The organism is Blastococcus sp. SYSU D00868 (genome assembly GCF_054050575.1).
This window is the reverse complement of the sequence record NZ_JBJGZO010000002.1, coordinates 111,678-137,499: the sequence shown is the minus strand read 5'-3', so window position 1 is coordinate 137,499 and position 25,822 is coordinate 111,678. Positions and strand designations below refer to the sequence as shown.

General features: G+C 74.5%; 24 protein-coding genes. 12 read left to right on the top strand and 12 right to left on the bottom strand.

Annotated features, from left to right (window positions below; genetic code table 11):
• Positions 1–83 precede the first annotated feature (83 nt).
• A complete protein-coding gene (locus ACI79F_RS02425; protein ID WP_456543481.1) occupies positions 84–1,109 on the bottom strand; it encodes a TerC family protein in 1,026 nt (341 codons plus the stop codon).
• Between the two features lie 188 nt (positions 1,110–1,297).
• Here ACI79F_RS02425 and ACI79F_RS02420 point away from each other — a divergent pair, with 188 nt between their 5' ends.
• Positions 1,298–1,639, top strand: a complete 342-nt coding sequence (locus tag ACI79F_RS02420) for a winged helix-turn-helix domain-containing protein (RefSeq protein WP_456543482.1) — start codon at positions 1,298–1,300, stop codon at positions 1,637–1,639.
• 52 nt (positions 1,640–1,691) lie between these two features.
• Here the strand turns inward: ACI79F_RS02420 and ACI79F_RS02415 are convergent, their stop codons facing one another.
• From ACI79F_RS02415 to ACI79F_RS02405, 3 genes are all read right to left on the bottom strand, one after another.
• The gene (locus ACI79F_RS02415) at positions 1,692–2,102 is read right to left on the bottom strand and encodes an ATP-binding protein (RefSeq protein WP_456543483.1); all 411 of its coding nucleotides are present in this window, start codon (positions 2,100–2,102) and stop codon (positions 1,692–1,694) included.
• Between the two features lie 122 nt (positions 2,103–2,224).
• Entirely contained in the window at positions 2,225–4,963 is a 2,739-nt protein-coding gene (locus ACI79F_RS02410; RefSeq protein WP_456543484.1) for a SpoIIE family protein phosphatase, read from the bottom strand.
• 296 nt (positions 4,964–5,259) lie between these two features.
• A complete protein-coding gene (locus ACI79F_RS02405; protein ID WP_456543485.1) occupies positions 5,260–5,403 on the bottom strand; it encodes a hypothetical protein in 144 nt (47 codons plus the stop codon).
• Positions 5,404–5,522: 119 nt separating this feature from the next.
• Between ACI79F_RS02405 and ACI79F_RS02400 the strand changes: the two genes are divergently transcribed.
• Positions 5,523–5,735, top strand: coding sequence for a hypothetical protein (locus ACI79F_RS02400; RefSeq protein WP_456543486.1), 213 nt, complete (start codon positions 5,523–5,525; stop codon positions 5,733–5,735).
• A gap of 137 nt (positions 5,736–5,872) precedes the next feature.
• Here the strand turns inward: ACI79F_RS02400 and ACI79F_RS02395 are convergent, their stop codons facing one another.
• From ACI79F_RS02395 to ACI79F_RS02380, 4 genes are all read right to left on the bottom strand, one after another.
• Positions 5,873–6,952, bottom strand: coding sequence for an anti-sigma factor RsbA family regulatory protein (locus tag ACI79F_RS02395; protein WP_456543487.1), 1,080 nt, complete (start codon positions 6,950–6,952; stop codon positions 5,873–5,875).
• Positions 6,949–7,770: an MEDS domain-containing protein gene (locus tag ACI79F_RS02390; protein ID WP_456543488.1), complete on the bottom strand. Its 822-nt coding sequence runs from the start codon at positions 7,768–7,770 to the stop codon at positions 6,949–6,951. Before ACI79F_RS02390 ends, ACI79F_RS02395 begins: the two co-directional genes overlap by 4 nt.
• On the bottom strand, positions 7,680–8,312 hold the full coding sequence (locus ACI79F_RS02385) for a hypothetical protein (RefSeq protein ID WP_456543489.1): 633 nt from the start codon (positions 8,310–8,312) through the stop codon (positions 7,680–7,682). Before ACI79F_RS02385 ends, ACI79F_RS02390 begins: the two co-directional genes overlap by 91 nt.
• Before the next feature lie 212 nt (positions 8,313–8,524).
• Positions 8,525–9,817 (bottom strand): transcriptional regulator, encoded by a 1,293-nt coding sequence (locus ACI79F_RS02380; RefSeq protein ID WP_456543490.1) that lies wholly within the window; start codon positions 9,815–9,817, stop codon positions 8,525–8,527.
• 149 nt (positions 9,818–9,966) lie between these two features.
• Between ACI79F_RS02380 and ACI79F_RS02375 the strand changes: the two genes are divergently transcribed.
• From ACI79F_RS02375 to ACI79F_RS02340, 8 genes are all read left to right on the top strand, one after another.
• Positions 9,967–11,790 (top strand): flavin-containing monooxygenase, encoded by a 1,824-nt coding sequence (locus ACI79F_RS02375; RefSeq protein ID WP_456543491.1) that lies wholly within the window; start codon positions 9,967–9,969, stop codon positions 11,788–11,790.
• A gap of 132 nt (positions 11,791–11,922) precedes the next feature.
• A complete protein-coding gene (locus tag ACI79F_RS02370) occupies positions 11,923–12,324 on the top strand; it encodes a hypothetical protein (RefSeq protein ID WP_456543492.1) in 402 nt (133 codons plus the stop codon).
• A complete protein-coding gene (locus tag ACI79F_RS02365; RefSeq protein ID WP_456543493.1) occupies positions 12,321–12,677 on the top strand; it encodes a hypothetical protein in 357 nt (118 codons plus the stop codon). Before ACI79F_RS02370 ends, ACI79F_RS02365 begins: the two co-directional genes overlap by 4 nt.
• Positions 12,678–12,817: 140 nt before the next feature.
• Entirely contained in the window at positions 12,818–13,648 is an 831-nt protein-coding gene (locus tag ACI79F_RS02360) for an enoyl-CoA hydratase family protein (protein ID WP_456543494.1), read from the top strand.
• Positions 13,645–14,403: an SDR family NAD(P)-dependent oxidoreductase gene (locus ACI79F_RS02355; RefSeq protein ID WP_456543495.1), complete on the top strand. Its 759-nt coding sequence runs from the start codon at positions 13,645–13,647 to the stop codon at positions 14,401–14,403. Before ACI79F_RS02360 ends, ACI79F_RS02355 begins: the two co-directional genes overlap by 4 nt.
• Positions 14,400–14,807 (top strand): RidA family protein, encoded by a 408-nt coding sequence (locus tag ACI79F_RS02350; RefSeq protein WP_456543496.1) that lies wholly within the window; start codon positions 14,400–14,402, stop codon positions 14,805–14,807. The genes ACI79F_RS02355 and ACI79F_RS02350 overlap by 4 nt, the downstream gene beginning before the upstream one ends.
• Positions 14,808–14,903: 96 nt before the next feature.
• Positions 14,904–16,526 carry an AMP-binding protein gene (locus tag ACI79F_RS02345; protein ID WP_456543497.1) on the top strand — a complete coding sequence of 541 codons (1,623 nt, stop codon included), beginning with the start codon at positions 14,904–14,906 and terminating at the stop codon, positions 16,524–16,526.
• An 8-nt stretch (positions 16,527–16,534) separates the two neighbouring features.
• Positions 16,535–18,895, top strand: a complete 2,361-nt coding sequence (locus tag ACI79F_RS02340) for a bifunctional salicylyl-CoA 5-hydroxylase/oxidoreductase (protein ID WP_456543498.1) — start codon at positions 16,535–16,537, stop codon at positions 18,893–18,895.
• Between the two features lies 1 nt (position 18,896).
• Here ACI79F_RS02340 and ACI79F_RS02335 read toward each other — a convergent pair whose 3' ends face one another.
• Entirely contained in the window at positions 18,897–20,264 is a 1,368-nt protein-coding gene (locus tag ACI79F_RS02335) for a TrpB-like pyridoxal phosphate-dependent enzyme (RefSeq protein ID WP_456543499.1), read from the bottom strand.
• A 137-nt stretch (positions 20,265–20,401) separates the two neighbouring features.
• Here ACI79F_RS02335 and ACI79F_RS02330 point away from each other — a divergent pair, with 137 nt between their 5' ends.
• Complete coding sequence (locus ACI79F_RS02330; RefSeq protein WP_456543500.1) at positions 20,402–21,175, top strand: cyclase family protein; 774 nt, start codon at positions 20,402–20,404, stop codon at positions 21,173–21,175.
• A 24-nt stretch (positions 21,176–21,199) separates the two neighbouring features.
• Entirely contained in the window at positions 21,200–22,870 is a 1,671-nt protein-coding gene (locus ACI79F_RS02325) for a thiamine pyrophosphate-binding protein (protein ID WP_456543501.1), read from the top strand.
• A gap of 24 nt (positions 22,871–22,894) precedes the next feature.
• On the opposite strand, the gene ACI79F_RS02320 is transcribed toward ACI79F_RS02325, so the two are convergent.
• From ACI79F_RS02320 to ACI79F_RS02310, 3 genes are all read right to left on the bottom strand, one after another.
• Positions 22,895–23,716: an alpha/beta fold hydrolase gene (locus ACI79F_RS02320; protein WP_456543502.1), complete on the bottom strand. Its 822-nt coding sequence runs from the start codon at positions 23,714–23,716 to the stop codon at positions 22,895–22,897.
• Between the two features lie 72 nt (positions 23,717–23,788).
• Positions 23,789–25,303 (bottom strand): flavin-containing monooxygenase, encoded by a 1,515-nt coding sequence (locus ACI79F_RS02315; protein ID WP_456543503.1) that lies wholly within the window; start codon positions 25,301–25,303, stop codon positions 23,789–23,791.
• A gap of 119 nt (positions 25,304–25,422) precedes the next feature.
• Positions 25,423–25,770 carry a hypothetical protein gene (locus tag ACI79F_RS02310; protein WP_456543504.1) on the bottom strand — a complete coding sequence of 116 codons (348 nt, stop codon included), beginning with the start codon at positions 25,768–25,770 and terminating at the stop codon, positions 25,423–25,425.
• Between the last annotated feature and the right edge of the window lie 52 nt (positions 25,771–25,822).

Below are 25,822 nucleotides of genomic sequence, written 5' to 3'. Positions count from 1 at the left end.
CATCGCCGGCGGGCCGGGGCCGGGGGTCCCGGCGGGCCGGGCCGTCCGGCGCCGGGCCGCCGCCCCGCGCCGGACGGCGCGTGTCAGTCGACCGGCTCCCGGCGGCGGCGTCGGAGCAGCGGCTCGGTGTCGGCGAGCTCCTCGGCGGTGGCGGCCCGGAACGGCGGCGCCACCGGGGCCGGCGCAGCCCGCCGGCCCTGACCGCGGGTGGCACGGAGGCTGGCCGCGACGGCGACGGCGAGGATCGTGGCGATGACGGCGAGGCTGACCGTCGTCGGCACGTAGTAGACGTCGATCTTGAGCAGCATCTTCAGACCCACCCACATGAGCACCAGCGCCAGGCCGACCTTCAGGTAGACGAAGCGGTGGACCAGGTCGGCGAGCAGGAAGTACATCGCGCGCAGCCCCAGCAGCGCGAAGGCGTTGGCGGTGAACACGAGGAACGGCTCGTCGGTCACGGCGAAGATCGCCGGGATCGAGTCGACGGCGAAGACGACGTCGGTGACCTCGACGAGCACGAGCACCGCCAGCAGGGGAGTGGCGAGCACCGCCCCGGCGCGGCGGATCAGGAACCGCTGGCCGTGGTAGGCGTCGGTCATCGGCACGTACCGGCGGAACAGCCGCAGGGTGCGCGAGCGCTCGGGGTCGATGTGCTCGTCGCGCTGCCGGAGCATCCGCCAGCCGGTCCAGAGCAGGAACGCGGCGAACAGGTACAGCACCCAGCCGAAGCTCGCGATGACCACCGCGCCGGCGGCGATGAACAGCCCCCGCAGCACCAGCGCGCCCACCACGCCGAGGAAGAGCACCCGGTGCTGGTACTCCCGGGGGACGGCGAAGAACGTGAACACGATGGCCCAGACGAAGACGTTGTCCACGGCCAGCGACTTCTCGATCAGGTAGCCCGCGAAGTACTGCTGACCGAACTCCGCGCCCGCCGTCCACCACACCCAGGCGCCGAAGCCGATGCCGATCGCGACCCACACCGCCGACCACAGCGCCGCCTCGCGCACGGCGATGACGTGCGCCCGGCGGTGGGCGACCAGGTCGACGGCGAGCATGACCGCGATGAGCCCGAGTACGGCGAGCCACAGCCACAGGGGGACGTCCACAGAACCGCTCCTCCGGTCCGAACCGACCGGAGGTCTCTCCCGGCGCCCGGCGACCCGCGCCGGCGCCCGCCCCCGCCGGGCCCCTCCCGCGGGGCCGTCCTGACGGCGGATGCGTCGTGGGGGTACTCCCCTCCCGCCAACGAGTGAAGCAGACTTCACCTGTTCCTGCCACCGGGAGGGGTGAGCGCGTGGGAGACGCCGGGAGCCCGCCGTGGACGTTCCTGACCAACCACGGTCACGTGCTGCTGACCGTGGCCCTGGATCCGGACGCCCGGGTCACCGAGATCGCCGAGCGGGTGGGGATCACCCCGCGGGCGGCGCTCGCCGTCCTCCGCGACCTCGCCGAGGCGGGGTACGTCACCCGGACCCGGCGGGGCCGCCGGACGCACTACGAGGTGCAGCGGCACCGGCCCTTCCGTCACCCCGGCGAGGCCCACCGCGAGGTCGACGAGCTGCTCGCGATCTTCACCCGGCCCGATCCGGGCCCGCGGAGGGAGGACGGCGGGCACGGTCGTCCGGTCCGCGGTTGAGCACGCCGGAGCTCCGCGACGACGAACCGACGACGGCGCGGGCCTGCTCGTCTCAGGGTGCGGTCGGGGGCGCCTCCTCGTGCCTGTGGTCGACACGCGCCCACACCACCTTGCGCCCGCCGCCCAGGGGTTCCCAGCCGTGGGCGCTGCTGATCTCGGTGACGAGGGAGAGCCCGAGACCGCCGAAGGCGGCGTCGCGTTCGGGATCCGGGGTCGGCGGTCGGTCCCCGGCGGCGTCGGTCACCTCGAGCAGCCAGCAGTCACCGACCGCGGCGACGGTCACCTCGATCGGCGGCCGGCCGTGCCGCACCGCGTTGCTGACCAGCTCCTCGAACGCCAGCAGGAGCCGCTGCACGCTCCCCTCGACCGCAGCCGAGGGGCGTGCGCCGTCGTGCAGGGCGGCGTCGAGCTGGAGGCGGCCGGCCGTGACGTCCGCGGCGCTGGTCGGGCGCCAGCGGCCCACGACGCGGAGGAGGGGCGAGTCGGGAGGGCGCGGGCGGCGTGCCCACGGGGGCCGCGTCACGGAGGACCTCGTCGGCCCGCTGGACGGCGAGAGCGCATCAGGGTCACCGACCTGATCGGGGGTCACCGCCGCGGGGGCTCCGCCGGCGCGACGGGCGGTGGGCTCGACTCGCCCGGGACCCCTGACCGGCGAGGGTCGGAGGGGAGGTCGGGGATCCCTGCCAGGTGATCGTGGGTCCCCTGCTGCTGCTCCCGCAACCCCCGCGCCGGGTGATCGGCCTGCCACCGGGCGGCGAGGACGGCGACGTCGTCGTCCACCCGGCTGTGGGCGAGCAGCGCCGCGAGCACGCCGTCCACGAGTTCGGGCAGCGGCGCTCCGGAACGGGTGGCGGTGGCGGCGGCGAGCCGGGCGAGCCCGTCGTCGAGGACGGCGTCGCGGCGCTCGACCAGCCCGTCGGTGTACAGCAGCAGCGTGGCGCCGGTCGTCAGGACGGTGACTCCCTCCGGGCGTCGGCCGCTGCCGGGCACACCGAGCGCCGGCCCGTGGCCGCTCTCGAGATACCGGACCGAGCCGTCGGGGCCGGCCAGCAGCACCGGTGGATGGCCGGCGCTGCTGTGGGTCAGCCGGCCGGTGAGTGCGTCCAGCTGCAGGCAGGCGACCGTCGCCAGGCCCGCGCCGTCGATCTGCTCGGCCAGCCGGTCGAGACGCTCGAGCGCCCGCGAGGGCGGGTGCCCGGCCAGGAGCAACCCGGACAGGGCGCTGGACAGCCTCCCCATGACGGCGGCGGCGGGCGCGCCGTGGCCGACCACGTCGCCGACCACGAGCGCCACGCAGTCGTCGGCGACGGTCAGCACGTCGTACCAGTCGCCGCCGGCGGCGGTGCCCCCGACCGCCGGGAGGTAGCGGGCGGTCACGGTCAGCCGGTCGCTGGTCGGCAGCCGCGCCGGCAGCAGGCTGCGCTGCAGCGCGTCGGCCATCTCGCGCCGCACGTCGGCCAGCGCGGCGCGCTCCAGTGCCGCGGCGACCTGACCGGCGACGGTGACGAGGAAGGCGCGTTCGGCGGCGTCGAAGGCGCGCGGCCGGTCGAAGACCACGGCCACGGCGCCGACGAGCCGGTGGCCGACCAGCAGCGGCAGCGACGCCGTCGCCTGGGTCGACGGCTGCAGGTACGGCGCCACGGCCGGATACCGGTGGACCAGCGCCTGGCGGTCGGGCAGCCACACGGCGCGGCGGGTGCGGGCCGCCTCGGCCAGGGGGGCGGGCGCCGACAGCCGGATGGTGGCGAACCCGGCCGCCCGGCCGGGGGAGTCCCCGCGCACGTCGACGGTGTGCAGCAGCCCGTCCTCGCCGAGGGCACAGACCGCGACGACCGCGGCACCGAGGGCCTCGTGCAGGCTGGCGGTCAGCGCGGCGCCGGCCTCGGCGGTGGTGCCCGCGGCGGCGAGTGCCGCGGTCAGCTCGTTCAGCTGACGTTGCCGGGCGGCCAGCCGGTCGGCGGCGACCATCGTGGCGATGCGCTGCCCGAGGTCGGCGGCGAAGGCGATGTCGGAGTCGTCGTAGGCGGAACGCTGGTCGGTGGCGACCGTGAGCAGCCCGACCGGCGCGCCGGCGGTGCTCAGCGTCGCGGCCAGCCAGGTCCGGCCGCCCAGCGCCGCCAGCGCGGCGTACTGCTGCTCGTCGGCCGCCGCCTCGCGCAGCAGGGCCTCGGTCACCTCGGGCACGGTGAACGCCCGGCCCGCGTCGACCAGCTCGGCGAGGGCCCGGGGGACGCGCAGCGGCCCGACCGCCAGCACCCGATCGACGCGGTCCGCGGGGGCGGCCGCCACCGGCCGGAAGCGGTCGTCCTCCCCGCGCAGCCACACCGCCGCCCAGTCGCCGAGCTCCCCGGCGAGCAGCGCGGCGACCGCCGTCAGCCGCTGCTCGACGCCGCCGGGATCGGTCAGCGCCCGGCCGGCAGCGGCGAGCAGGCCGGCGGCCTGCTCGCGGCGTCTCGCCTCGGTGACGTCGAACAGGACCGCGTGCAGCCGGGAGGCGGCGCCGTCCGGGTCGCGGGCGACGTGGCCGAGGTGGCGCAACCACACCCAGCGGCCGTCGTCGGCGCGGACCCGGTAGGTGAGCGAGAAGTCCACCGCGCCGGAGTCGACCTCCGCCCGGACCCTGGCCAGCACCGCGTCCCGGTCCTCGGGGTGCAGGATCCGGGCCCACAACCCCGGCTCGGCCAGCCAGCGGGAGGCCGAGTAGCCGAGCAGCTCGGCGGCCCGCTCGTTGACGAAGGTCAGCTGCAGCGTCTCCGGGTCCCGTTCCCACACGATCGCGTTGAGCCCGGCCACGGTGGCCTGCAGCCGGGCGAGGCCGGCCTCCGCGGCGCGCCGGGCGACCTCGGCCTCGCGGCGGGCGGCCTGCTCGGCGGCCCGGCGTGCGGCCTGCTCGGCGAGGGCGGAGTCGGCACGCCGGCGTTCGCTGATGTCGACCACGCTGCCCCGGACCAGGCGGCGGCCCGGCGACGGCAGTCGCAGCAGTCGGACCTCGCACGGCACGTCGGTCCCGTCGGCGCGGCGGTGGGTCCACTCGAACCGCGGCCGCTGCCCCGTCAGCGCCCGGTCGACGTGCTCCCGCGCCGCGAGCCGGGACGGCCGCCCGTCCGGCTGCAGTGGCGGGCTGACCTGCACCGGCCCCACCTGCAGCAGCTCCGCCCGGCTCATGCCGAACAGCTCCTCGGCGGCGGCGTTGACGGTCTCGAACCGGCCGGTGTCGACGTCGAGGATCACGATGGCGTCCGGCGCGCACTCCACCAGCGCCTGGTACCGGCTCAGCTGGGTGCGCAGGTCCTCCTCCGCGGGCACCAGGCGCGCAGCGGCCACGGCCCGCTCCCCGGCCACGTCCGGGTCCGCCGGTGCGCTGCTGGGAGGGGCCACGACGACCTCGATCGGCGGGGGCTGCCGCGTGCGACCTCGCGGCAGCCCGGCGGGGCGTCACCGGCGCGACGCGCGCACGCCGGGACGGGGAGGAGAGCCGGGGACGTCTGTTTCGCCCTGTGCCGGCCGCCTGGTCGCGGGGGAGCTCGACCCCGGCCGACGGCGTGCACGCTACTCCTGGCGGGCCCCACGGTCGGGTCCTGCGGGCGAGGAGTGCCGGCCGGGCGCGGTCCGGGCGCCCGTCAGGCCTTGGACCTGGCCGGGTGCATCAGCCGCTCCATCTCCGTGGCGGCCCGCTGCTTGTCCTTGCGTTCGCTCCGCTTGGCCTTGACGGCCTTGCCCGACTTCTTCGTGGAGTGGTTGTCGTGCGGCGACTTGTCGGCCATGGGAACGCTCCCTCGTCGACGGCCGGAACAGGCCTCTCCCTACCCCGCGCCGGCCGGGTGCGCCAGAGGCGGCGGCACCTCGGTGGCCCGGGCGCGTACCCCTGCGCGGGTCGGCGGCGATGACCTGGGCGAGGGCGGTTCCGCTGGACGACGACGAGGAGAGCGAGCGAATGGTGTGGCCGGTGCTGGTCGTGGTCGGGTTCCTGGCGCTGACGGGTCTCGTCATCCGCCTGGGCACCTGGTCCACGGACCGGTACGAGGTCGAGCAGCGGGCCCGCGCCCACGCGGCCCGGCGGGCCGCGCAACCGGACGACGGCCCCCCGACCACCTGACGCGCGGCCGGCACGTCCAGCCCGGCGCGGACCCCGCGGTGGAGGCCCGGGGCGCGACCCGGAGGCGCTGCGGGGAGCGCGGCCGGGCGGACCGCCTGACGTCCGGTCGGCCCGGTGAGGCGGGCGGCCGGGACGGCTCAGGGACGCGCGTGCAGCCGGCGGGCCAGCTCCCTCGCCTCGGCGCGGGCCCGTTCCGCCCGGGCGGTCGCGGCCTCCACGGGTGCCGTCCTCGCGGACGGGCCGGGGAGCTCGTCGTCCGGGCGCAGGACGGTGGCCAGACGGACGGTGAAGTCGCTGGGTGTCCGGAGCGTCTCGAGGGTGTCGCAGGCGGAGCGGGCCACCCACAGGCCCGCTCCGGCAGCCGGGGAGCGCGGCCACGGCGGGGCGTAGCCGGCCAGCGGGTCGTCGAAGCCCGCCCCGCAGTCGCTGACCGTGCACGCCAGCAGAGCCGGCGCGGTCCACAGCCGGACGGTGACCGGCGGGGTGCCGTGCCGGAAGGCGTTGCCGAGCACCTCGTCGACCGCGGTGGCGAAGCGGCCGCGCCGTCCCGCCGGCCCGTCCCCGCTCCCCAGCGCCGCCCGCAGCCGCGCCCGCAGCTCGGGCAGCCGGGTGGCGTCGGCCAGGTCGGCCAGCACCAGCGTCGGTGGGCTGCGCGGCGTCCGGTCCACCGCGACGGCCGCGGTCCGGCGCATCACGGTCGCGGGGTGCACGTAGCGGTCGTTGGGCACGGGGCCGCCGGGGGTCAGCTGCGCGGGATGGGTCTCCTCGATGCCGTCCTGCACCGCGTCGGACATGGCGCGCCGGTCGTAGGCGCACACGGCCGACAGCGGCATGTGCTCCATCGCGGTGTTGAAGACCGCCTCGTAGCGGTGCCACTCGTCCCACTGCTGCGGCCGCTGGTCGACGGGCACGGCGCAGACCAGCCGGATCCGGGTGACACCGGCGGCCACCTGGCGTCTCAGCAGCCGGCGGTAGGTGACCAGCGCGCGGGCGGAGCCGGTGTAGACCTCCTCGCGGGACATCAGCAGGACGCGGCCGTCGGCGTCGAGTTCCCGGGCCAGCAGCGCGTTGTCACCGTCCCGGCAGGCCAGCACCGCCGCTTCGCCGGCGGCCAGACCGGCGGCGAGGAACGGCACGGCGCCCGCGGCCAGTTCGTCGGGGGAGTCGTGGAACAGCGCGGCGTGCAGCAGCTCCGCTCCGCCGGTTCCCGCGGTCACGGTGGGCCCGCCAGCAGGTGCACACCGGGCAGCTCGTCGACCTCCATGAGCCGCAGGACCAGCTCGACCGGCGGCTGGGGAGCGACGAGCAGGACGTGGCCGCCGCTGATCCGGAAGGCCCGCGTCGCGTCGTCCAGGAGCCAGCAGCCGCCGGCGTCCAGGTGGGCCACCTCGGCCAGGTCCAGCCACAGCACCCGCGACGCGCTGCGGCTCGCCGCGGCCAGCACCGCCGCGAAGACGTCGGCGCTGCTGGCGTCGACCTCGCCGTGCAGGGTCAGCCCGTCGAGGTCCCGGGAGGTCCTGAGGACCGCCTCCCGGACGCCGGAGTGGTGGAGGGTGATGACGTCCTCCAGCCCCGCTCCCGTCGTGCTCGCCCGCGGGTACTGGCACAGCGAGTGGACCGGCCGCCAGCGCACCAGTGCGTCCATCTGCTGCTCGACGACCCGGTGGGCAGCCGGGGACATCACACTGAGCCAGGCACGTTCCTCCGCCGACAGGCACACGCCGGGGAATCCCTCGGCCAGCGCGCGCTCCACGACGGCGGCGTGGCTCTCGGCCAGGTAGTAGTCCTCCGCCGAGAGCACGGCCAGCCGGCCGCCGCCGACCGCCGCCTCGACGTCCACGCCGCAGTCCGCCAGCAGCGTCGACAGCGAGCCCTCGGGCCGCCACGGGAGCTCGGTGCAGAGGACCTTCCGGCCCGCGTCGAGACCGTGCCGGACCCAGGCGATCAGCCCGGCCAGCCGTTCGTCCTCGGACCGGTGCAGCTGCACGACGTGTTCGCCGCACTCGATGCCGGGGACCTCCCCGACAGTGCCCACGGCACGAACGCTACGCGCAGGGACCCCCGCACCGGACGGCTCCCTCCGCCCCTGGCGAGGCCCGCCCCGGGGGAGCGGCGCACGCCCGAGCGGGAGCGTCGGACCGGGCGGTCCAGGAGCTCGCGCAGCGTCCGGTCGATGAACCGGTCGTCGGCCTGGCCGGCCCCAGGAACTCGATGCCCCACTCCTGCGTGAGCGGCCGGTACTGGCGTCTCGACCTCGTCGACGACGGTGACCGGTGCGAAGTAGGGCCGGTTGAACGGCGGCGGCGGGTTGCTCGGTGAGCTCGACAGCCCGTTGTCGATCTGCTTCGGCGCGACGATGGAGTACCGCCCCGGATCGCAGGCCAGGCCCGGCTCGATCGTGCACTCGTGGGCGTCGTGCCAGGCGCTCGACCAGGTCGGGTGCAGGATCGCGTTCGACTCGTCGGCGTTCGGGGTGCCGTAGGTCGTGTAGGCCACCGTCGTGCCGCGGACGACTCCGCCGTGCTGGGGCGGGAGATCTCCGATGTCGAACAGCTCCTGGTCGGTCGGTGCTGGCATGGCCCCTGCGTTCCTCGGTGGCGTGGAGGAAGCGCCCAACCGGGCCAAGTACCGCGACGATGACCTACCGCGCGTCGTCGGACGCCGAGCGTCAGGCGGCGATCGCCGGCAGCGGGGTCCAGCCGCCGGGCGGGGGTGTACGCGAAGCCGAGGTCCTCGTCGTCGCCGAGCCGGTCGACGAGGACCTGGCGGGCGTCGGCGAGCGGGTCGGGCTAGACACGCACACGCCGGCTCGCGACGGGCTGACTGGACGCTCGCAGGACACCCGCGCCGGCGGTGTCGTCTCCATGCCGACGCCTCGACCGTGGGGACGCCCCGCCGGGCGGGACGACCGAGAGCGTGACGCCGGTCGCCAACCGGTAGGGATTCGTGGTCACCAGACCACCGATCACCCGTCGCAGCCGGGAGACCTCAGCCCGAACGGTCACGCAGTGCTCCCCGTCGCCGAAGAGCGCCGTGCTCAGTTGCGCAGCGGTCATCCCCGAACGACCGGCTCGCTGCAGCAGGACCAGGAGCTCGGCATGCCGTCGGGTCAGCGGGGTCCGCCACTCCTCGGCGTCCGAGGTCACCTGGAGCATGGGCGGACCGGTCAGGTCCAGGTGGGCGACGATGTCCTCCCGAGTGTCGCGCGGGCGGATCAGCCAGCCCTCGCCGAGTCGCTCAGGAGCGCACAACCCCAGGCCCGGGACAGCGACCAGCCTGTCGGCCCGTGGTACCTCCACCCGGTCACGCACCGCGATCCCGGACTGGTGCGCGACCCAGCCGTGATCGTCGACCAGCAGAAGCGGGCCGTGCGCGGTGGCCAGCACGCCGCGAGCCGACTGCCTGAGTCGCTCCAGCCGCTGCTCGTGATGGCGCCACAGCCGGGACTCGGCCAGCTTCACGGCGGTCTCCACGAGCGCCCCGATGACCGGGTGCAGGGTCAGGGCCGGCCCGCTGACGTCGACGACGCCGAGCAGCTCGCCGCTGACCGGATGGTGGATCGGTGCGGCGGTGCAGTACCACGGGTGCTGGGCCTGCTCGAAGTGCTCCGCGGAGAACAGCTGCACGGGCGCCGCCTCCGCCAACGCCGTCCCGATGGCGTTCGTGCCCACCGTGGCCTCGGTCCAGCGGGCACCCTCCATGAACCCCAACGAGTCCGCACGCAACCGCACGCGGGCAGAGCCCTCGCGCCAGAGGAGGATCCCGTCGGCGTCGGTGACCACCATCAGGAACGACGAGGCGTCGGCGACGCTCACCAGCACCTGGCGGAGCTCGTCGATGACGAGGGACAGGGGTGACTGCCGGCGCCGCCGTTCCACGTCGGCGAGGGCGAGCGGCTCGCCGGCGTTCGTGCGGGAGGCATCCAGGCCCAGGCCCAGCACCCGCGACCAGGAGCGGGCGACGACCCCACGGGGACGCACCGGCGGCGCGCCGCCGGCCAGCACCGCGTCGTGCACCCGGGTGAGGACACGGGCGTGCTGGGACAGGTCGGTGCCGGGCGCGATCGCCGAGTAGCCGGTCACGTCAACCTCCGCGCGTCGGGCGCCCCGAGCCGGGCCCGGATCCGTGCAACACGCTGCAACGCTTCCGCTCCGGGGCCGCGGTCGATGTGCTGCTCATCACACCACGCCGTCGGTCCGATGCGGACCTGTGGCCGTAGGAGGGATTCGCGATGACCCAGACCCTGGACACGCCCACGCAGTCGCCCACGCAGCGAGCGGAGGGATGGCTGCACGAGTTCGAGGAGGCGCTGCACGTCCGCGACGTCGCGCGGGCGGCGGGCATGTTCGCCGCGACCAGCTTCTGGCGCGACCTGATCTCGTTCAGCTGGAACATCACGACCGTCGAGAACCCCGACGGCGTCGCGGATCTGCTGACCGAGACCGTCGAGGGGACCGACCCGACGTCCTTCACCCTCGAGGAGCCGGCCGACGAGGCCGACGGTGTCACCACCGCCTGGTTCACCTTCGAGACCGCCGTCGGTCGGGGGCGTGGGCTGGTACGGCTCGTCGAGGAGGACGGCGAGCCCAGGGCCTGGACCTTCCTGACCACGCTCCACGAACTGAAGGGCTTCGAGGAGCCGCGCGGCCCCGCGCGTCCGATGGGCGCCGAGCACGGGGCGAACAAGCAGCGCCTGACCTGGCTGGAGCGCCGGGAGAAGGAGGAGGCCGACCTCGGCGTGCGCACCCAGCCCTACGTGCTGGTCATCGGTGGCGGTCAGGGCGGGATCGCGCTCGGCGCCCGCCTCCGGCAGCTCGGCGTCCCCGCCCTCGTCGTCGACAAGCACGAGCGGCCCGGCGACCAGTGGCGCGGGCGGTACAAGTCCCTCTGTCTCCACGACCCGGTCTGGTACGACCACCTGCCCTACCTCAAGTTCCCGGACAACTGGCCGGTGTTCTCGCCCAAGGACAAGATCGGCGACTGGCTCGAGTCGTACGTGAAGGTCATGGAGGTGCCGTACTGGGGGAGCACCGTGGCGACGAGCGCGACGTACTCGCCCGAGAAGGGGGAGTGGACCGTCGAGCTCGAGCGAAACGGCAAGGCGCTCACCCTGCGACCGAGGCACGTCGTCCTCGCCACCGGGATGTCGGGCAAGCCCAACATCCCGGTGATCCCCGGGCAGGACGTGTTCCGGGGGGACCAGCAGCACTCGTCGGCGCACCCGGGCCCGGATGCCTACGCCGGCAAGAGGGTCGTCGTCATCGGCAGCAACAACTCGGCGTTCGACATCTGCGGCGCTCTGTGGGAGCACGACGCCGACGTCACGATGGTCCAGCGGTCGTCGACGCACATCGTCAAGAGCGACACCCTCATGGACATCGGCCTCGGCGCCCTCTACTCGGAGCAGGCGGTGGCCGCCGGGGTGACGACGGAGAAGGCGGACCTGATCTTCGCTTCGCTCCCGTACCGCATCATGCACGAGTTCCAGATCCCGCTGTACGAGCAGATGAAGAAGCGCGACGCCGACTTCTACGAGCGGCTGGAGGAGGCCGGCTTCTGGCTCGACTGGGGCGAGGACGGCTCCGGGCTGTTCATGAAGTACCTGCGCCGGGGCTCGGGCTACTACATCGACGTGGGCGCGGCCGACCTCGTCGCCGACGGCGACGTGAAGCTGGCCCACGGGCAGGTGGTCCGCCTCACCGAGCACGCCGTGGTCCTCGAGGACGGGACCGAGCTGCCGGCCGACCTGGTCGTCTACGCCACCGGGTACGGCTCGATGAACGGCTGGGCGGCCGAGCTCATCAGCCAGGAGGTGGCTGACGCCGTCGGGAAGGTGTGGGGCCTCGGCTCGGACACCACCAAGGACCCGGGTCCGTGGGAGGGCGAGCAGCGCAACATGTGGAAGCCCACCCAGCAGGAAGCCCTGTGGTTCCACGGCGGCAACCTGCACCAGTCGCGGCACTACTCGCTGTACCTGGCGCTGCAGCTCAAGGCCCGGTACGAGGGGATCCCGACCCCCGTCTCGCGGCTCCAGGAGGTACACCACCTCAGGTGACAGATGTGGGCGCCGGGAGGCGATGGGCCCCTGGCGCCGGCCGGTCCTGGCCCGCAGCACGCACGGCCTACGGCGTGGCCGCCGGGCTCGCCGCACGCGTTCCCGCGTCGCGGCGAGGATGCCACCGGTCCCGTGGTGGGCGCCTACGCCACCGGCCCGGTCCTGCTCGGTCCCGTGGCCCCGCCGGTCCTCGACCCCGTCGGCCGGCGGTTCGCTGTGGCGGCTCAGGGCGTGGTGGTGGCCGGGCTCCTCGCCGGCGCGGCCCGGTGGGCGCCAGCGGACCCGCCCGCGGAGGACCGGCCGGGTCGTCGCGATCCCGTCCCGGGCCGCGTCGTGGTGCTGTTGTGGATCATCTTCGCCGGCGGAACCGTTCCGGGCCGCATGCTCTTCGCGCACGCCGTCACGATGGCGCGCGACCTGCAGCTGAGCCTCCGGACCGCCGGACTGGCCGTCTCGGCCCTCGCGGCCGGCAACCTGGTCGGGCGCCTGGTCGCCGGCGCGTGGTCCGACCGGTCGGTCGCCTGCGTGCCGTGACCGTCGCGCTGACGACCGGCGCCGTGGCGATCGTCGCGCTGGCCTTCCCGGCGCCCCACCCGGTCGTCCTCGCCGGGTACCCGGGCACCGGGCCGGCCCACGATGCCGTGTCCGCGCTCGTACCGGCCGCCACGGCCGACGAGGTGGGTGCCGCGGCCTTCCCGAGCACCTACGGCCTGGTCTTCACCGGGTGGGGCTGCGCCGGCCTGCTCGCACCCCTCGTCGGCTGCCGGCTCCTCGGTCGCATCGGGCGGCAGCCTCCCGTCCTGCTCTCGGCGGTGACGCCCCTCGTCGGGGCTGCGGCCGCGGTGTCGCTGCTGGCCGAGCGCGGGCAGCGGTCCTGGGGGCCCTGAGTTCCGGGGCGCCGCCGTCCCGAGCGCTGCTCGAGGACGCTCGCGACCCCGGTGCGGCGGGTGCCGCAGGCGCTACGCTCGCCCCTTCGGCGACACCCCGATGCGATGTGCCCGAGGTCGACACCGAGGAGGCCACAGGGATGGGGAGCCGATTCCGGGCGTCGGTCCCGGTCAACGACGACTGGCAGCACTTCCGGTTCGCGGTCGCCGACGGCGTCGCCACGGTGACGCTGAACCGCCCCGAGAAGCTCAACCCCCTGACCTTCGAGAGCTACGCCGACCTGCGTGACCTCGTGCTCCAGCTGCCGTACCGCGAGGACGTCCGCGTCCTGGTGATCCGCGGCGAGGGCAAGGGCTTCTGCGCCGGTGGGGACGTCGACGAGATCATCGGCGAGCTGATCCGGATGCGTCCGCGCGAGCTCATGGCCTTCACGAAGATGACCGGCGACCTGATCCGCGCCATGCGCGAGGTGGCGGTGCCGATCATCGCCGGGATCCAGGGCATCGCGGCCGGGGCCGGCTCGGTGGTCGCGCTCGCCTCCGACTTCCGCGTCGTGACGACGTCCGCCCGCTTCGCCTTCCTGTTCACCAAGGTCGGGCTCTCCGGCGGCGACATGGGGGCGGCCTACCTGCTGCCCCGCGTGGTCGGCGCGGGGCGGGCCACCCAGCTCCTCATGCTGGGCGACACGATCGACGCCGCGACCGCCGACCGGTACGGCCTGGTCAGCGAGCTGGTGCCGGACGACGGGCTCGACGCCGCGGTCGACACGCTGGCCCGGCGGCTGGCCGACGGGCCCACCCTCGCCTACGCGCAGACCAAGGCGCTGATCACCCGCGAGCTGGACATGTCCCTGGCCGGCGCCATGGAGCTCGACGCCATGACCCAGGCGCTGCTCATGACCACCGACGACCACGCCGAGTTCCACGCCGCCTTCAAGGCACGCCGGCCGCCGAACTGGACCGGCCGGTGACGGCTCCGCGCACCTGCCTCGTCACCGGCGCGAGCCGCGGCATCGGGGCCGCCGTCGCGGCCGCCCTCTCCGCGGACGGGCACCGGGTGGCGCTGGTGGCCCGGGACCCGGCCGCGCTGGAGGAGGCGCGACGAGGCCTGCCGTCGCCCGCGATGGCCGTTCCCGCCGACGTCACCGACCCGGCGCAGCTGGATGCGGCCGTCGCCCGGGTCGAGGGGGAGTGGGGGCCGGTCCAGGTGCTGGTCTCCAACGCCGGCGCCGGCCTCGCGGCACCGCTGGTCGACACCACGGACGACGAGTGGTCGCGGATGCTGGAGCTCAACCTCACCGCCCCGTTCCGGCTGGTCCGGCGGGTGCTGCCGGGCATGCTGGGAGCCGGCTGGGGACGGATCGTCGTCGTCGCCTCCGTGGTGGCCAAGCGCGGGGAGCCGCAGGTGGCCGCGTACACCGCGGCGAAGCACGGCGTCCTGGGACTGGTCCGCTCCGCGGCGGCCGAGCTGGCCCGCACCGGCGTCACGGTGAACGCCGTCTGCCCGGGCTACGTGGACACCCCCATGACCGACGGGACCGTGGCGGCCGTGGCCGAGCGCACCGGCCGGACGCCCGACGAGGCCCGCGCCGCGCTGTCCCGCCGGCAGCCCATCGGCCGGCTGATCGCGCCGGCCGAGGTGGCCGAGGCGGTGCGCTTCTGCGTGGTCGACGGCGGGGTGACGGGCCAGGGCATCAACGTGGACGGCGGGACGGTGCAGTCATGACGCTCGAGCGGATCAACCCGGAGGAGCTGGCCCGGTCGTCCGGGTTCTCGCACGCGGTGCGGGCCACCGGCACGGTGACCGTGCACCTGGCCGGCCAGACCGCGCTCGACGCGGACGGCCGCATCGTCGGGGACGGCGTCGTCGGGCAGTTCGAGCAGGCGCTGGGCAACCTGCTGACCGCGCTGCGGGCGGCCGGCGGGAGCCCGGCGCACCTCGCCGCCCTGACGATCTACATCGTCGACGTCCCCGACTACCGGGCGCACGCGCGCGAGATCGGACGGGTCTGGCGGCGGCTGGCCGGCACGGACTACCCGGCCACCGCCGGAGTCGGCGTCGCGCGCCTGTGGGACGACGACGCACTGGTCGAGGTGCAGGGGGTCGCCGAGATCCCGGAGCCGGCCTAGGGAACCGACCGGATCACCTCGGGTGGCTGTTCCGATTCCTCGACCGCCACGATCGGGGCAGACTGGCGGACGACGCTCAGGCGATGGGGGTCCAGCGTGGAACTCACCCGGTCAGCGCACGTCGACACCTTCTGCCGCGACTCCCTGCCGCCGCCCCAGCAGTGGCCGGAGTTCCTCTTCGACCTCCCCGAGCTGCACTATCCCGAGCGGCTGAACTGCGCGAGCACGCTGCTCGACGAGGTCGTCGCCCGGCACGGCCCCGACCGTCCCTGCCTGCGCACCGACGCCGAGACCTGGACGTACGGCGAGCTGCTCGACCGCGCCAACCAGCTCGCGCACCTGCTGACCCGCGACCTCGGCGTGCTGCCGGGCACGCGGGTGCTCCTGCGGGGGCCGAACAACCCGTGGCTGGTGACCTGCTGGTTCGCCGTCCTCAAGGCCGGTGGCGTCGCCGTCACCACCGTGCCCCTGCTGCGCACCCTCGAGCTCCGGCAGCTGATCGAGCTGACGCGCAGCACCGTCGCGCTGTGCGACGCACGGTTCGCCGCCGACCTCGTACCGGCCGCCGCGGAGACGGGGCTGACCGTGGCCTGCTACGGCGGCGGGGGCCCGGACGACGTCGCCGTCCGGGCCGCCGGGCTGCCTCCCACCTTCGCGGACGTCGACACCGCGGCCGACGACGTCGCCCTGCTGGCCGCCACGTCCGGCAGCACCGGCGTCCCGAAGGTGACCATGCACTTCCACCGCGACGTGCTCGCGATCGCCGACACCTTCGGCCGCCACCACGTGCAGGGCAGGCCGGACGACGTGTTCACCGGCACCCCGCCGCTCGGCTTCACCTTCGGCCTCGGCGGCCTGCTGGTCTTCCCGTTGCGGGTCGGCGCCTCCGTGCTGCTGATCGAGAAGGCCACCCCGGTGCAGCTCGCCGAGGCGGTCGCGCGGCACCGGGCGACGGTGGTCTTCACCGCGCCCACCGGCTACCGGGCGATGCTGCGGGCCGACTGCGGGCACCTGCTGACCAGTGTGCGGCGGGCGGTGTCCGCCGGCGAGCACCTCCCCGAGGTGGTGTGGGAGGAGTTCGCCGCCCGCACCGGCATCCGTCTGATCGACGGCATCGGCAGCACCGAGATGCTGCACGTGTTCGTCTCCGCTGCCGACGACGACATCCGGCCGGGCGCCACCGGCCGCGCCGTCCCCGGCTACGTCGCGGCCGTGCTGGACGACGACGGCAACCCCGCACCCGACGGCGTCCCGGGCCGGCTGGCGGTCAAGGGCCCCACCGGGTGCCGCTACCTGGCCGACCCCCGGCAGCGGGTCTACGTGCAGGACGGCTGGAACGTCACCGGCGACACCTACGTGCGCGACGCCGACGGGTACTTCTGGTACCAGGCGCGCAGCGACGACATGATCGTGTCCTCGGGCTACAACATCGGGGCGCCGGAGGTCGAGCAGGCCCTCGACCGGCACCCCGACGTCGTCGAGTGCGCCGTCGTCGGGCTGCCCGACCCGGCCCGCGGGCAGGTGGTGCACGCCGCCGTCGTCCTCCGGGAGGGGGTGGACGGCGACGCGGCGAAGGTCGCCGAGCTCCAGGAGTTCACCAAGGGGTTGATCGCGCCCTACAAGTACCCGCGCTCCGTCGAGTTCGTCGCCGAGCTCCCGCGCACCTCGACCGGCAAGGTGCAGCGGTACCGGCTGCGCGAGCCCCGGCCCACCGCCTGAGGCCGGCCATGCGCATCGCGGTTCTCGGCGGTGGCCCCGCCGGCCTCTACGCCGCCGCCCTCACCAAGGCGCTGCGGCCGGAGTCGGAGATCCGGGTCTGGGAGCGCAACGCGCCCGACGACACGTTCGGCTTCGGCGTCGTGTTCAGCGACGAGACCCTGGGCGGGATCGAGCACGCCGACCCGGTGGTCCACGCCCGCATGGCCGCGCGGTTCGCCCGGTGGGACGACGTGGACGTGCACTTCCGCGGCACGACGACCACCGTCGGGGGGCAGGGGTTCGCCGCGATGAGCCGCAAGGAGCTGCTGCGGATCCTGCAGGAGCGCTGCGCGGAGCTCGGGGTGCGGGTCGACTTCCGCACCGGCGCACCGGACGTGGACACGCTGGCCGGCGAGGTCGACCTGGTGATCGCCGCCGACGGGGCGAACTCCGCCGTCCGCACCAAGTACGCCGACGTCTTCGGCGCCACCGTCGACGTGCGCCGGAACAAGTACATGTGGCTCGGCACCGACAAGGTGTTCGACGCCTTCCAGTTCTACATCTGCGAGACGCCGCACGGCGTGCTGCAGGTGCACGGGTATCCCTACGACCGCGGGCACAGCACGTTCATCGTCGAGATGCACGACGACGTGTGGCGGGCCGCCGGGTTCGGGTCGTCCGACGGGCGGGCACTGCCACCCGGGGCCAGCGACGACGCCTCGATCGCGCGGATCCGCGAGCTGCTGGGCGACGTCCTCGACGGGCACGCGGTGCTCGCCAACAACTCGAAGTGGCAGAGCTTCCCGACGGTCTCCAACCGGACCTGGCGGCACGGCAACGTCGTCCTGCTCGGCGACGCCGCCCACACCGCGCACTTCTCCATCGGCTCGGGGACCAAGCTGGCGATGGAGGACGCGCTGGCACTCGCCGCCTGCCTGCAGGAGCAGCCGGACGTGGCCGGCGCGCTGGAGGCGTACGAGGCGGAGCGGCGACCGGTGGTGGTCTCCACCCAGCGCGCGGCGCAGGCGAGCCTGGAGTGGTTCGAGAGCATCGGTCAGTACGTCGGACAGGCCCCGGAGCAGTTCGCGTTCAACATCGTCACCCGCAGCCGGCGGATCACCTACGACAACCTGAAGCTGCGCGACCCGGAGTTCGTCGGGCGGATGGACGGCTGGTTCGCGGAGCAGTCCGGCACCGGGGAGGTGCGGCCGCCGATGTTCCAGCCGTTCCGCCTCGGGCGGCTGGAGCTGGCCAACCGGGTCGTCGTCTCGCCGATGGACATGTACTCCGCGGACGACGGGATGCCGACCGACTTCCACCTCGTCCACCTCGGCGCCCGCGCGCTCGGCGGCGCCGCGCTGGTGATGACCGAGATGGTCTGCGTCTCGCCGTCCGGGCGGATCACCCCCGGCTGCGCCGGTATCTACACGCCGGAGCAGGAGGCGGCGTGGACGCGGATCGTCGACTTCGCCCACGGGCAGAGCGCGGCGCGGATCGGCCTGCAGCTCGGGCACTCCGGCCGCAAGGGCTCCACCCGGCTGATGTGGGAGGGCATGGACGAGCCGCTGCCGGCCGGGAACTGGGACGTCGTCGGCCCGTCGGCCGTGCCGTACTCACCGGCCAACCAGGTGCCCCGCGAGCTCTCCCGCGCGGAGCTCTCCGGGATCACCGCCGAGTTCGTCGCCTGCGCCGAGGCCGGAGCCCGCTCGGGGTTCGACGTCCTGGAACTGCACTGCGCGCACGGGTACCTGCTCTCGTCCTTCCTGTCGCCGCTGTCCAACCGGCGGACCGACGAGTACGGCGGGCCGCTCGGGAACCGCCTCCGCTACCCGCTCGAGGTCTTCGACGCGGTGCGGGCGGCGTGGCCGGCGGAGCGGCCGATGAGCGTGCGGATCTCGGCGACCGACTGGTGCGAGGGCGGCACCGACGTCGAGGACGCGGTCGCGATCGCCCGGGCGTTCGCCGAGCACGGGGCCGACGCCATCCACGTGTCGACCGGCCAGGTGGTCAAGGCGGAGCAGCCGGCGTTCGGGCGCAGCTACCAGACGCCGTACGCCGACCGGATCCGGCAGGAGGTCGGCGTGCCGCTCGGCGTCGCCGTCATCGCCGTCGGCGCGATCGCGTCCTACGACGACGTCAACTCGATCCTGCTCGCCGGCCGGGCGGACCTGGTCGCCGTCGGCCGGCCGCACCTCTACGACCCGCACTGGACCCTGCACGCCGCGGCCGAGCAGGGGTACGCCGGCCCGGGAGTGGCCTGGCCGGCGCCGTACCGCGCGGGCAGCCGCCGGCCGCCGACCGGCCGCACCGACGGGCCGCCGCCCCGGCTCGAGCTGATCCGCCGGCCGGCGACCGGCACCCGGCACGCCAGGTGGCGGCCCGGGAGCTAGGTCAGGCCGGCACGGTCGGCAGCGCCCCCAGCGAGGGCGCGAGCCGCTCGTCGGTGACGTCCTCGTCGACCATCTCGCCGGCGAGGTACGCGGCGTAGGCGGGCATGTCGAAGTGCCCGTGCCCGCACAGCGCGGTGAGGACGACCTTCTCCTCGCCGCTCTCCCGGCAGGCCAGTGCCTCGCGGATGCAGGCGGCCACCGCGTGCGTGGGCTCGGGTGCCGGGATGATGCCCTCGGTGCGGGCGAACTGCAGGCCCGCTGCGAAGCACTCCGTCTGGGGGAGCGCCATCGCCTCGATCAGGCCCAGCGCGTAGACGTGCGAGAGCAGCGGGGACATCCCGTGGTACCGCAAGCCGCCGGCGTGGATGGGGTCGGGCACGAAGCCGTGGCCGAGGGTGTGCATCTTCAGCAGCGGCGTCATCCCGGCGGTGTCGCCGAAGTCGTACGTGTAGACCCCGCGGGTCAGGGAGGGGCACGAGGCCGGCTCGACCGCCCGGATGACCGGTGCCATCCGGCCGGCCAGCTTCTCGCGGAGGAAGGGGAACGCCAGGCCGCCGAAGTTCGATCCGCCGCCGGTGCACCCGACGATGACGTCGGGGACCTCACCGACCGCCGCGCACTGCAGCAGTGCCTCCTCGCCGATCACCGTCTGGTGCAGCAGCACGTGGTTGAGCACGCTGCCCAGCGCGTAGCGGGTCCCCGGGTCCCCTGCGGCCACCTCCACCGCCTCGCTGATGGCGATGCCGAGCGAGCCGGGGTGGTGTGCGTCCCCGGCGCGGATCGACCGGCCGGCCGCGGTGAGCTCGGAGGGGGACCGGTGCACCGTCGCGCCGTAGGTCTCCATCGCGATCCGCCGGTAGGGCTTCTGGTCGTAGGAGGCGCCCACCTGCCAGACCTCGCAGTCGAGCCCGAACTGGGCGCAGGCGAAGGCGAGCGCGGTGCCCCACTGTCCCGCGCCGGTCTCGGTCGTCAGCCGCCGCACGCCCGCGCCGGCGTTGTAGTACGCCTGCGGGACGGCGGTGTTCGGCTTGTGCGACCCGGCCGGGGAGACCCCCTCGTACTTGTAGTAGATCCGGGCCGGTGTCCCCAGCGCCTTCTCCAGCCGGTGCGCCCGGTACAGCGGCGAGGGCCGCCACAGCCGGTAGACGTCGAGCACCTCGCCCGGGATGTCGACGTACCGCTCGCCGGTGACCTCCTGGCCGATCAGCTCGTCCGGGAACAACGGCGCCAGGTCGGCCGGCCCGACCGGCTGCAGCGTGCCCGGGTGCAGCGGCGGTGGCGGCGGGGTGGGCAGGTCGGGCACGACGTTGTACCACCGCGTCGGCAGCTGCGACTCGTCCAGGAGGATCTTGTGCTGCAGCTCGGCCACGGCATCCCCCTCGGGGCTCGCTCGGCGCCAGTGCGGGGCACTGTAGCCACTCCGGCAGCCGGTGGGCACTTCCCCGACGGCGGTGAGCTGGGCCAAGCTCGGCCGGGTCACCGCACCCGGCCGAGAAGGGGGCCCGCATGTCGATCCTGGCTGAGTTCACCGAGGCGCTGACCGGCGGACGGATCGACGTCGTGGACCTCACCGCGCCCCTGTCGGCGGACACGCCGGTCATCCAGCTGCCGCCGCCGTTCGGCCAGACGGCTCCCTTCGCGCTGGAGGAGATCAGCCGCTACGACGAGCGCGGCCCGGCCTGGTACTGGAACAACGTGCGCACCGGCGAGCACACCGGCACCCACCTCGATGCGCCGGTCCACTGGATCACCGGGCGGGACGGCGAGGACGTCGCCGCCGTGCCGGCGCGCAGGCTCATCGGCCCGGCCGCCGTCCTGGACTTCTCCGAGCAGGCCGCGGCCGACCCCGACTTCCTGCTCGAGGTCGACCACGTCCGCGAGTGGGAGAAGACGCACGGAGCCCTGCCCGGCGGTGGCTGGCTGCTCTACCGGACCGGGTGGGACGCCCGGTCGGCCTCGCAGGAGGCGTTCCTCAACGCCGACGAGAGCGGCCCGCACACGCCCGGCATCTCACCCGCGTGCGCACGCTGGCTCGCCGAGGAGACGCCGGTGATCGGCCTCGGTGTGGAGACGGTCGGCACCGACGCCGGGGCGGCGCACTCCTTCGACCCGCCGTTCCCGTGCCACGCGGCGCTGCTCGGCAACGGCAAGTACGGGCTGACCCAGCTGCAGAACCTCGCCCTGCTGCCGCCGACCGGCGCGCTGCTGGTGGCCGCTCCGCTGCCGATCGTCGGCGGGTCCGGGGCCCCGGCCCGCGTGCTCGCGCTCGTCGAGAGATGAGCACCGAGAGATGAGCACCGAGCGGTGAGCGCCGGGGGACCGACCGTCGCCGCCGCGGTCGGCGCGGCGCTGGTCCGGGCCGGCATCGACTCCGCCTTCGGGGTGGTCGGCTCCGGCAACTTCGACGTCACCAACGCGATGGTCGCGGCCGGTGCCCGGTTCGTGGCCGCTCGGCACGAGACGGGCGCGGCGACGATGGCCGACGCGTACGCCCGGATGAGCGCCGCCGGCGTGGCGGCGGTGACCCTGCACCAGGGCTGCGGCCTGACCAACGCGCTGACCGGGATCACCGAGGCGGCGAAGAGCCGCACCCCGCTCGTCGTCGTCAGCGCCGAGGCGACCCAGCCGCGGTCGAACTTCTTCGTGGACCAGCCGGCGCTCGCGGAGGCCGTCGGTGCGGTCTCCGTGCGGGTCACCGCGGCCGACGACGCGCCGCGGCAGGCGGCGGACGCAGTCGCCACCGCGGTGCAGCACCGCCGCACGGTGCTGCTCAACCTGCCCCTCGACGTGCAGTCCCTGCCGGCTCCCGACCCGATCGCGCCGGCCTCGCTGGTCCGGCCCGTCCCGCTGCCCGCGCCCCCGGCCGACACCGGGTCCGTCGAACGGCTGGCGACCGCTCTGCGTACCGCCCGTCGGCCCGTGTTCGTCGCCGGGCGCGGCGCCCGCGGGCCCGGTTGCCGGACGGCGCTGGAGCACCTCGCCGACCGGTGCGGCGCGCTGCTCGCGACCTCAGCCGTCGCGAAGGGGCTGTTCGCCGGCAACCCGTGGGCGCTGGACGTCTCCGGGGGCTTCGCCTCGCCGCTGGCGGCCGAGCTGATCGGGGACGCGGACCTGGTCGTCGGGTGGGGGTGCGCGCTGAACATGTGGACGATGCGGCACGGCAGGCTGATCGCACCGGACGCCGTCGTCGTCCAGGTCGACGTCGACGCCGAGGCCCTCGGCGTGCACCGGACGCCGACCTTCGGCGTCGTCGGCGACGTGCGGCAGGTGGCCGAGGCAGCAGCGGAGGCGCTGGCGGGGGAGGGGGGCGGGCCGACCGGCTACCGCAGCGGGCCGCTGGGCGCACGGCTCGCCGCCTCCCTGCGCTGGCGCGACGTCCCCTTCGAGCCGGCGACCGAGCCCGGACGCATCGACCCCCGGACACTCACGATCGCCCTGGACGACCTGCTCCCGGGCGAGCGGATCGTGTCGGTGGACTCGGGCAACTTCATGGGCTACCCGAGCATGTTCCTGGGCGTCCCGGACGAGTTCGGGTTCTGCTTCACCCAGGCGTTCCAGTGCGTCGGGCTGGGGCTGGCGACCGCGATCGGCGCCGCACTGGCGCGCCCGGACCGGTTGCCGGTCGCCGCGCTGGGGGACGGCGGCCTGCTGATGGGCGCCTCGGAGCTGGAGACGGTCGTGCGACTGGGCCTGCCGATGGTGGTGATCGTGTACGACGACGAGGCCTACGGCGCCGAGGTGCACCACTTCGGTCCGCGCGGCGCGCCGCTGGACACCGTCCGCTTCCCCGCGGCCGATCTCGCGGCGATCGCTCGCGGCTTCGGGTTCGACGGCGTTACCGTCCGCTGCCGTGAGGACCTGGCGGGGGTGGCCTCCTGGCTCCGGAGCAGCCGCACGTCACCGCTCCTGATCGACGCCAAGGTGACGCAGGGGCAGCCGTCCTGGTGGCTGGAGGAGGCGTTCCGGGGGCACTGAGGCCGGGCGCGTCCCCGGGGGTCATCAGCTCCGCTGCAGCAGGGTGTGCTCCTGCAGGAAGCCGGTGACGATCCGGATCACGTCGTCCGGGCGCTCGATGTGCAGGCCGTGGCTCGACCCCGGCCCGGTCAGCAGCTCGAAGCGCGCCCCGGGGATGGCGTCGGCGACGGCCTTCGCCTGCCGTGGCGGGGTCAGCAGGTCCTGCTCACCGACGATCACCAGGGTGGGGGCGGTGATCCCGCCGAGCCGGTCCAGGGTGTCGTGGGCCAGGTCGGCGTCCCACTGCTCGACGGTGACCTGCATCTGGTCCTCGTCCTGCGGGAACGCCGGCAGCATCGGCTCGAGCATCGCGTCGAACTCCGGGTGGTCGAGCAGCTCCGGCGAGAACGCCATCCCCGAGGTGGCCAGGGCGCACTCCAGGTCCCGCGTCGCGTACGGGTGCCGCAGCGCGGTGAGGACGGACCGCTGGAATCCGTCGCACCGCGCCCAGGTGGCGTACAGGACCGCGGTGGCGACCTGGTCCGGGTGGGCGAGCGCCAGCTCCTGGATGATCGCGGAGCCCAGCGACCAGCCCAGCATGTGCGCCCGGGGGATCTCGAGCGCCTCGAGCAGCGCCGAGGCGTCCTCGGCCAGCGACGCCACGGAGATCTCGCCCTCTCCACGTTCGCTGCCGCCCAGGCCCCGGTTGTCGAACGCGATCACGCGGTACTGCTCGGCCAGCCGGGGGATCAGCTCGCCCCACAGCGGGATCGAGCACGAGGTCCCCGTGATCAGCAGCAGCGGGTCGCCCTCGCCGCTGATCTCGTAGTGGAGCGTGACTCCGGTGCGGACGGCCGTCGTGGGCATGGGGGCTCCTCGCTGTGCGGGGGACCCGGCGGGCACGGCGCCCGCCGGGGACTGCTGGCGGTGCGGGCGGGGTCAGCGGAAGACGAGCGACCCGTCCTCGAGGTCGGCCTTCGGCAGGATCTCCGTCTCCGCCGCGTGTTCGAGCATGTGGGTCCACGGTTCGTGGTCGCCCTGCTTGAACAGCACGTGCTGCGAGCGCAGGACGTAGCCGGGGTTGAAGTTCTCCGGGTCCGACCACGGCCGGATCTGCATGCCGGCGTCCTCGTCGCGCAGCATCGGGACGACCATGCTCGCGTCCTTCAGCTGCATCGTCTCCATCAGCCGGACGACGAGGTCGCTGACCAGGTCCACCCGCAGCGTCCAGCTGTGCCGGAAGTACCCGAAGACGTAGGCCATGTTGGGGACGCCGCTGATCATCAGGCCTCGCCACGTGACGCGTTCGGACAAGTCCACCGCCTCGCCGTCCACGGTGAAGGCGACGTCCCCGAGCACCGCCAGGTCGAAGCCCGTCGCCGTGACGACGACGTCGGCCTCGAGCTCCTCGCCGGAGCTGACCCGGATGCCCTTCTCGGTGAAGGTCTCGATGGTGTCGGTGACGATCGAGGCCGTGCCCTCCCGGAGTGCGGCGAACAGGTCGCCCTCCGGGACGATCGCGATGCGCTGCTGCCACGGCCGGTAGCGCGGGGTGAAGTGCTTCTCGACGTCGAACCCCTCGGGCAGCAGCGGCTTCATCGACTCCATGAGGAAGGCGTGCAGCTCGTCGGGCGCCTCGTGCGCCAGCCGGGCCAGCTCGTTGAACTGGGCGGTGTAGGCGCGGCGCAGGATCTCGTGCGTCCAGTCCTCGGGGATCTCCAGCTGCCGCAGCGTCACCGCGAGCTCGTGGGTGAGCGGCGGTGCGAGGAAGTAGGAGGGCGAGCGCTGCAGCATGGTCACGTGCGCGGCCTGCGGCGCGATGGCGGGGATCAGGGTGGCGGCGGTGGAGCCGGACCCGATGACGACGACGCGCTTGCCGGTCAGGTCGAGGTCGTCGGGCCACTGCTGGGGGTGGACGACCCGGCCCTGGAACCGGTCCATGCCCGCCCACTCCGGCCGGTGGGGCCGGTCGTGCCGGTAGTAGCCCTGGCACATCCACAGGAAGTCGGTGGTGAACAGCAGCTCCTGCCCCGTGTCGGTGCGGGTGACCTGCACCGTCCACCGCCGGTCCTCGCTCGACCAGCTGGCGGCGGTCACCCTGTGCTGGTAGCGGATGTGCTTGGCCAGGCCGTCCTCGGCGATCACCTCGTCCAGGTAGGCGAGGATCTCCTCACCTGCGGCGATCGAGGGGCCACGCCAGGGCTTCCAGCGGTAGCCGTAGGTGAACAGGTCGCTGTCGGAGCGCACCCCCGGGTACCGGTGGGTCCACCAGGTGCCCCCGCGGTCGTCCTGCGCCTCAAGGAGGACGACGGACCTGCCGGGGAACCGTTCCCGCAGGTGATGCGCGGCGCCGATGCCGGAGACGCCGGCCCCGACGATCAGGACGTCGACGTGTTCAGGAGCGGAGGCCTCGCCGGCCTGTCCCGCCGTGGTCCGCTGCTCGGTCGCGGTCATGTCCGCCCCCCACCGTGCTGTGGCGTGGATCACAGACCGTACCCAGGTCGGGGGTCCCCGCACAGCACCTCTCGACGTCGGGTGAGCGGTACACGAGGGGTCCCTCCGGGACCGTGGTGTCAGTCGCTGGAGGTCAACCGCGCGGCGACCGCGGCGGCGTCGTCGTGGCCGACGAGCAGCTCGTCGTAGTACTGCCCCTGGAGGCGCAGACGCAGCGCGGGCTGGCCGCGGCGGACGTCGACGAAGCGGCGGGCGGCGCGGCCACGCCAGGTGCCGATCTTGCGCCGGCCGGGGAGGGCGAAGCCGGGCGCGCGGAGGCCGCGGGCGGCGGCCAGCCCGTCGGACACCGCCTCGGCGCTGACGATGGCCGAGCGCGGGACGACCTGGTCGCGGAGCAGCCCGGCGATCCGGCTCAGCCGGGGCAGCCGGACGGTGAGGGTGTCGTCGGAGACGAGGATCGAGGTCATGGGGGCTCCGTGGGTTCGCACCGGGGCCGGGTGCCCCGCTCGTTCCCGACGC